This is a genomic window from Yoonia sp., from assembly GCF_042093035.1.
In the GTDB taxonomy this organism is placed as follows: Bacteria; Pseudomonadota; Alphaproteobacteria; order Rhodobacterales; family Rhodobacteraceae; genus Yoonia.
Genome location: NZ_JBELFI010000123.1, coordinates 1 through 6,796 on the forward strand (window position 1 = coordinate 1; position 6,796 = coordinate 6,796).

At 56.2% G+C, this 6,796-nt stretch carries 6 protein-coding genes, 1 tRNA gene and 1 pseudogene; 5 read left to right on the forward strand and 3 right to left on the reverse strand.

Features of this window, described 5'->3' with window-relative positions:
* From ACFDSS_RS12625 to fabI, 3 genes are all read right to left on the reverse strand, one after another.
* Positions 1–1,077 (reverse strand): aminotransferase (locus ACFDSS_RS12625; protein ID WP_375256091.1); only part of this gene is annotated, 1,077 nt, incomplete at its 3' end.
* Positions 1,078–1,163: 86 nt separating this feature from the next.
* Positions 1,164–1,667, reverse strand: a complete 504-nt coding sequence (gpt, locus tag ACFDSS_RS12630) for a xanthine phosphoribosyltransferase (protein ID WP_375256092.1) — start codon at positions 1,665–1,667, stop codon at positions 1,164–1,166.
* 10 nt (positions 1,668–1,677) lie between these two features.
* Positions 1,678–2,484 (reverse strand): enoyl-ACP reductase FabI, encoded by an 807-nt coding sequence (gene fabI, locus ACFDSS_RS12635; RefSeq protein ID WP_375256093.1) that lies wholly within the window; start codon positions 2,482–2,484, stop codon positions 1,678–1,680.
* A gap of 156 nt (positions 2,485–2,640) precedes the next feature.
* On the opposite strand from fabI, the gene pdxH reads away from it, so the two are divergent.
* The 5 genes and pseudogenes from pdxH to ACFDSS_RS12660 form a co-directional block, all read left to right on the forward strand.
* Positions 2,641–3,246: a pyridoxamine 5'-phosphate oxidase gene (gene pdxH, locus ACFDSS_RS12640; protein WP_375256094.1), complete on the forward strand. Its 606-nt coding sequence runs from the start codon at positions 2,641–2,643 to the stop codon at positions 3,244–3,246.
* Positions 3,247–3,359: 113 nt separating this feature from the next.
* Positions 3,360–3,884 (forward strand): cold-shock protein, encoded by a 525-nt coding sequence (locus ACFDSS_RS12645; RefSeq protein ID WP_375256095.1) that lies wholly within the window; start codon positions 3,360–3,362, stop codon positions 3,882–3,884.
* The gene (locus ACFDSS_RS12650; RefSeq protein ID WP_375256096.1) at positions 3,881–4,357 is read left to right on the forward strand and encodes a DUF192 domain-containing protein; all 477 of its coding nucleotides are present in this window, start codon (positions 3,881–3,883) and stop codon (positions 4,355–4,357) included. Before ACFDSS_RS12645 ends, ACFDSS_RS12650 begins: the two co-directional genes overlap by 4 nt.
* A gap of 156 nt (positions 4,358–4,513) precedes the next feature.
* Positions 4,514–4,590, forward strand: a tRNA-Pro gene (locus ACFDSS_RS12655).
* Between the two features lie 647 nt (positions 4,591–5,237).
* Positions 5,238–6,796: pseudogene (locus tag ACFDSS_RS12660) on the forward strand (vitamin B12-dependent ribonucleotide reductase); the annotation flags it as partial.

Consider the following 6,796-nt stretch of genomic DNA (forward strand, 5'->3'; position numbering starts at 1 on the left):
ATCATCGGGCATAAACATTGTTCCGGGCAGCAGCAAAACGCCGGCCTCCTTCACCAGGAGCGGTGCAAGATCCGCGGATGACATCGCAAATGGATGCCGCAGATAAGCAAAATATGCGCCGCACCCCAAGAGCTGCCAGCCCTTGTCGACGAGCAGGGGGAAATTCTCATGGATGGCCGCGCGGCGGTCGAGGATTTCCAGTCTTTGGCCCGCGAGCCAGTCTCCAAGGTGCTGCATTCCCCAAAGAGCCGCGCGCTGGCCGAGCTGATTGGGGCAGATCGTGACGGTATCAAGAAACTTTTCGATTTCTGCCAGCCGTGTCGCGCCAGCAATGACCGCGCCGACGCGGTGCCCCGTCAGACGGTAGGCTTTGGAGAATGAATAGAGCTGGATCAACGTGTCGTCCCAATCATCCGTGCTGAAGAGATCATGTGGCGGACCGGTGCGGCTGTCGAAGTCGCGGTAGGTTTCATCGACGATCAGCGCGATCCCTTTTGCCCGCGCCAAATCCATGAAAGCGCGGAGGGTCTCGGCTGGGTATTCAACGCCGCAAGGGTTATTGGGGCTGACAAGTGCAATGGCTTTGGTGCGGCTGGTGATGCGCTTGGCTGCATCGTCGGCACTGGGGATCATGCCTGCGCCAACCATCAGCGGCATCGTCGTGACCCCAGACATATCGAGCCACATGCGATGGTTGAAGTAATAAGGGACCGGGATGATGACCTCATCGCCTTCGGTGCAAAGGGTGGCAATCGCTGCGGCAAAGGCCTGATTGCAGCCTGATGTGATCGCGACCTGATCCGGCTTTATTATTCCGCCGTAGTTCTTGCACCACTGCCGCGCCACTTCTTCGCGCAATGCAGGAAGACCCAGGACGGGTCCATAAAGATGCGCCTCTGCGTCTTGCATGATGATCTGCGCCATCGCTTCGCGCATCGCGGCGGGCGGCGGATCAACCGGGGCCGCCTGGCTGACATTCAGCAACGGGCGATCTGCTGGGTGGGAGACGCCATCAAGCCAGCGCCGTGCCTCCATCACCGGGGGTGCAAAGGTGGCGGTGGTGCGTGTCTGGCTCATGGCAGTGTCCCAAAAGGGGCGGCAGTGCCGCGGTCTCGGTTCAGATGCCTCCGGCGGGGATATTTATCCTCGGAAGAAGGGCGGGGTCAGTCTTTGCCGCGGTAAGGTTCGACATATTGCAGCGCCATGTCCCAAGGAAAGAAAATCCATGTGTCCTGACTGACTTCGGTGATGAAGGTATCAACCTGCGGTCGCCCCTTGGGCTTGGCGTAGACAGTGGCGAAATGCGCTTTGGGATAAAGGTCGCGCACCAGTTCGAGCGTTTTCCCGCTATCGACCAGATCATCGATAATCAGGATGCCGGTGCCATCGCCCATCAATGCCGCGTCCGGCGCTTTGAGGATTTTTGCCTGGGACTGATCCTGATGGTCGTAGCTTTTGACGCTGATTGTATCGACTATGCGGATGTCCAATTCGCGCGCTGCGATCATTGCCGGTGCCATCCCACCACGCGTGATCGCGACAACCGCGCGCCATGCGCCATCGTCCGGCCCGTGCCCGTCCAGTCGCCAAGCGAGCGCCCGACTGTCGCGGTGGATCTGATCCCAACTGATGTGGAAGCCTTTTTCATGAGGGAGACGATCAGTCATCGGCGGTTTCCTATTCTTTCGTCACATCAGGCGCGTCGACGGCTTTCATGCCCACGACATGATAGCCGGCGTCTACATGCAGTACTTCGCCCGTGACCGCGCTGCCAAGGTCAGACAGCAGGTAGAGTGCCGACTTGCCAACCTCTTCCTGCGTCACCGTCCGCCGTAGGGGTGCGTTGTATTCGTTCCATTTCATAATGAGCCGGAAATCACCGATACCCGATGCTGCGAGCGTCTTGATCGTGCCCGCGCTTATTGCATTGACACGGATATTGTCTTTGCCCAGGTCTTCGGCCAGATACCTTACCGAGGCTTCCAACGCGGCTTTGGCCACGCCCATGACGTTATAATGCGGCATGACTTTCTCTGCCCCGTAGTAAGTGAGCGTCAAGCAGGAGCCGCCCTCCGTCATCATCTTCTCCGCCCGCTGCACGACGGCGGTGAAGGAATAGACCGAGATATCCATCGATGTCAGAAAGTTGCCACGTGAAGTATCAACATACCGCCCGCGCAATTCGTTTTTGTCCGAAAATCCGATCGCATGGACGATGAAATCCAGCTTGCCCCAACGCGCCTCCAGGGACGCGAAAAGCGCATCGATAGTGGCCTCATCCCCCACGTCGCAGGGCAGAACAATGTCAGAGCCCACCGACGCTGCCAACGGGTCAACGCGTTTCTTGAGCGCCTCACCCTGATAGGAAAATGCAAGTTCGGCGCCAGCATCGGCGCAGGCCTTTGCGATACCCCAAGCGATTGATTTGTCATTGGCCAGACCCATGATAAGGCCACGTTTGCCTTGCATCAGTTGCGATGTCATTTTGGCTATCCTTTTGCGCGCGCCACGGAATGTGTCCGCTTCGTTTAAGTGATTGAAACCGGTCGGGCAACCTATTGGATTGCGTTTGCAAATGCCTTGCGAGCGTTCAGAATTCCGAATAAGCAGTAGCCGGGGCGAAAAATCATGGGATCAGCAATGTCTGACCGGAGTGGAATCTTTGCGGGCGACGATCCGTTTGTAATGGCGCGCAGGTGGCTTGAAGAGGCTATCGCGACAGAGCCCGGCGACCCCAACGCCATCGCACTCTCTACAGTTGACGAAAGCGGTATGCCAAATGTGCGCATGGTGCTTCTCAAAGAGATCGAGGACGCAGCATTCGTTTTCTACACCAACTACGAAAGCCGCAAAGGTCAGGAACTTGCGCAGGCAGGCAAAGCGGCATTTGTGATGCATTGGAAGTCTCTCGGGCGGCAGATACGCGTGCGTGGTACGGTCACAAAAGAAGACGGTCCGAAAGCCGACGCCTATTATCAGTCGCGGTCTTTGCAAAGCCGCTTGGGGGCTTGGGCATCCCGGCAATCGCAACCACTGGCGTCGCGGGCGACGTTGATGGCGGATGTGGCAAGATTGACGGTAGAGAAAGGCCCCAGGCCCGACAGACCCGCTTTTTGGGGTGGGTTTCGAATCGCGCCACTGGAGATCGAATTCTGGTCGGATGGGGCGTTCCGGTTGCATGACCGATTTCGTTGGTCACGTGATACACTTGGTCAAGATTGGGATGTTTTGAGGCTTTCGCCTTAAAAAGGCCGCGTTTTGATCGCGTGTTTGGTTGAATGCTGGCGCAATCACGCTAGCTTGGGGAAATCGAAGTTTAGACGCCGGGGCGAATCGATGGCGTCTTGAAGGAATTACAAATGGACAGCGGTTCAGATCCGGCACGGCAAGTGCATGGTCACGTGAAATGGTTCGATCCGGGCAAGGGCTTTGGGTTTGTAATCGCTGATGAGGGCGGTCCCGACATTCTGCTTCATGCAAATGTCTTGCGCAATTTTGGGCAAGGTTCGGTCGTAGATGGATCTGAAGTTGTACTCAAGGTCCAGGACACCCAGCGTGGTCTGCAGGCAATCGAAGTCGTCGATATCAAGCCACCGGCTTTCGCGGAAAACCCGCCACTCAAGGATATGGCGGCCTATACCACCGAAGAAATTGCACGCCGTCCGGTTGAACCGGCACGTGTGAAATGGTTCGACAAGGGTAAAGGGTTTGGCTTTGCCAATATTTTTGGCAGTCAGGACGATATTTTTATTCACGTCGAGGTCCTGCGTCATTCCGGCCTGTCTGATCTGCAATCGGGGGAGGCAGTGGGCCTGCGTCTGGTTGATGGGGAACGCGGCCGCATGGCAGTGGAAGTCATAGGTTGGGAGACAGTCGCCAAATGAAACTTTCCGTGCTCTCTTTTGCTTTTGTATTGGCCGCGCAACCGCTCTGGGCGACATGTGCTGAGGATAAAGTCACGATCAAGGGTGATTTTGGGCAGGCCAGCTTCACGGTCGAGATCGCCGACGACAATGCAGAACGCGCAGAGGGCTTGATGTTTGTCGAAGAGATGCCGACGTTTTCTGGTATGCTCTTTGTCTATGACCGTGCGCAGCCTGTGAGTTTCTGGATGAAGAATACGCTCATTCCGCTGGATATGCTCTTTGTGGCGCCTGATGGCGAAGTTCTGCGCATACATGAAAACGCGATCCCGGGCGATCTGACCCCAATTCCGGGCGGCGACGGGGTGCAGATGGTGCTTGAGATCAACGGCGGGATGGCATCGCGGTTGGGAATTTCGGTGGGGGATGTTTTGCAGCACCCCAGCTTCGGACCTGAGGCGATCATGGCCTGTGTCCAAGACATGCACGGTTAGGACCAAATCCGAATATTCTGATCGGACCCGTGAGCTTTCGCTTCGGCCTTGTGATTCTGGCATGATGCACCGTCAAAAAACTGCATGACGCGTTTTCATCAGGCCGCTTTAGGGGTTTTCAAATCAGTTTGGCTTGGCTAAAGACACGCCATGGTTCGGGGCGTAGCGCAGCCTGGTAGCGCATCTGTTTTGGGAACAGAGGGTCGGGAGTTCGAATCTCTCCGCCCCGACCACTTCAAAAAACTACCTTGCATTTCATATCTTGCTTGTCGCGGCGCAAAGCGCCTTTGCGTCAAGGGTTTTGGGCGGAATGACCTGGCTTTACATGGCGTAGGCTGATTCTTTGTTTCACTGCTTTGGTGCGATGAGCGGCGCCGGATAGATCGCAACCATTGCATCAAAAACACACATCTTGCCGCGTGGAACATGCTTAGCGGAAGGTTAACGCAGATGGCGCATGTTGAGGCTTTGTCTGAAGCTTTTGACCTAAACCTGCCGTCTAAAAGGGTTTCTGCAATTCATGCTCGGCGGCTGCGCTGTGGACAAAACTGTGTGTGAATCGGGCGGCTGACCGACGCCCATTTCAGAGCGCTGCCGTCAACAAGATAAATCTGTATTTTGTGTTAAAATTCCGTTGACCCACTAGGGGTGGTTGGTTCAAGGTGTGCGAACCGGCCGCTACGACACTATTTGTGGTGCTGGTAAATGGGACAGCTCGAAGTTTAGAGTGCCGATGAGGCACCTCATTGGCGTTCACCCGGTTCTTGACCGGGCGGATATATTATTGCCGCTCGGCGCTGCTCCTTTCACGACCCACGTCGCCCACGCGACGTATTCAGATCAAGCCGCAACGACGGCGCATTAATACGGGGCAGAGACAATGAAAATCGAACGCAGTTTTACAAAAGCAAAGACTGGCGCTTACGGCGCGCTTGAATTCAAGACGACCACCTCTGAGATCCGCAACCCGGATGGTACAATCGTTTTCAAACTCGACGATTGCGAAATCCCGGCAAGCTGGAGCCAGGTGGCCTCTGACGTGATCGCGCAGAAGTATTTCCGCAAAGCGGGTGTGCCATCCGCAGTGAAACGCGTGAAGGAAAAGGGCGTGCCAGAGTTCCTGTGGCGCTCCGTTCCGACCGAGGACGCGACATTCGGGGGTGAGACATCCGCAAAACAGGTTTTCGACCGTCTGGCAGGTGCGTGGACCTATTGGGGCTGGAAGGGCGGCTACTTCACAACCGAGGCCGATGCCAAAGCCTATTTCGACGAAATGCGCTACATGCTTGCCACCCAGCGTGCGGCACCAAACAGCCCGCAGTGGTTTAACACAGGTCTGCACTGGGCTTATGGCATTGATGGGCCGGCACAGGGCCACCATTATGTTGATTACCAAACAGGTGAGCTGACCAAATCGGCATCTTCCTATGAGCATCCGCAACCACACGCCTGCTTTATCCAATCCGTCAGTGACGATCTCGTGAATGACGGCGGGATCATGGATCTTTGGGTCCGTGAGGCGCGTTTGTTCAAATATGGATCTGGGACCGGCACAAACTTCTCATCCTTGCGTGGCGATGGCGAGGCGCTGTCGGGCGGTGGCAAGTCATCGGGCCTGATGGGCTTTCTGAAGATCGGTGACCGTGCCGCTGGTGCAATCAAATCCGGTGGTACAACGCGTCGTGCGGCAAAAATGGTGATCGTCGATGCCGACCACCCTGATATCGAGGAATTCATCAACTGGAAGGTCATCGAAGAGCAGAAGGTGGCGTCCATCGTTGCGGGCTCCAAGATGCACGCGCGGTACCTGAACGCGATCTTCGCGGCGATCAAATCATGGGACGGCGAAGAGATCGCAGCCTATGATCCAAAGACCAACGACACGCTCGCCGCCGCCGTAAAGGACGCGAAAAAGTCCGCGATCCCAGAGACATACATTAAGCGGGTGTTGGATTACGCAAAGCAGGGCTATTCCAGCATTGAGTTCCCGACCTATGACACAGATTGGGATTCAGAAGCCTATAACAGTGTCTCCGGCCAGAATTCGAATAACTCGATCCGTGTGACGGACGCGTTCCTGAAGGCTGTCGAAAATGACGCGGACTGGACGCTGGTTAACCGGCGCAACGGTGAAGTCGCCAAGATCATCAAAGCCCGCGATTTGTGGGAGCAGGTTGGCCACGCGGCATGGGCCTGTGCAGATCCGGGCATCCAGTACCACGACACCGTCAACGCTTGGCACACATGCCCAGAAGATGGCGCGATCCGCGGATCGAACCCGTGTTCGGAGTATATGTTCCTTGATGACACGGCCTGTAATCTTGCGTCGATGAACTTGCTGACCTTCTACAAGGACGGCGCATTTCAGGCGGAAGACTATATGCACGCCACGCGCCTGTGGACCGTGACGCTTGAGATTTCCGTGATGATGGCGCAGTT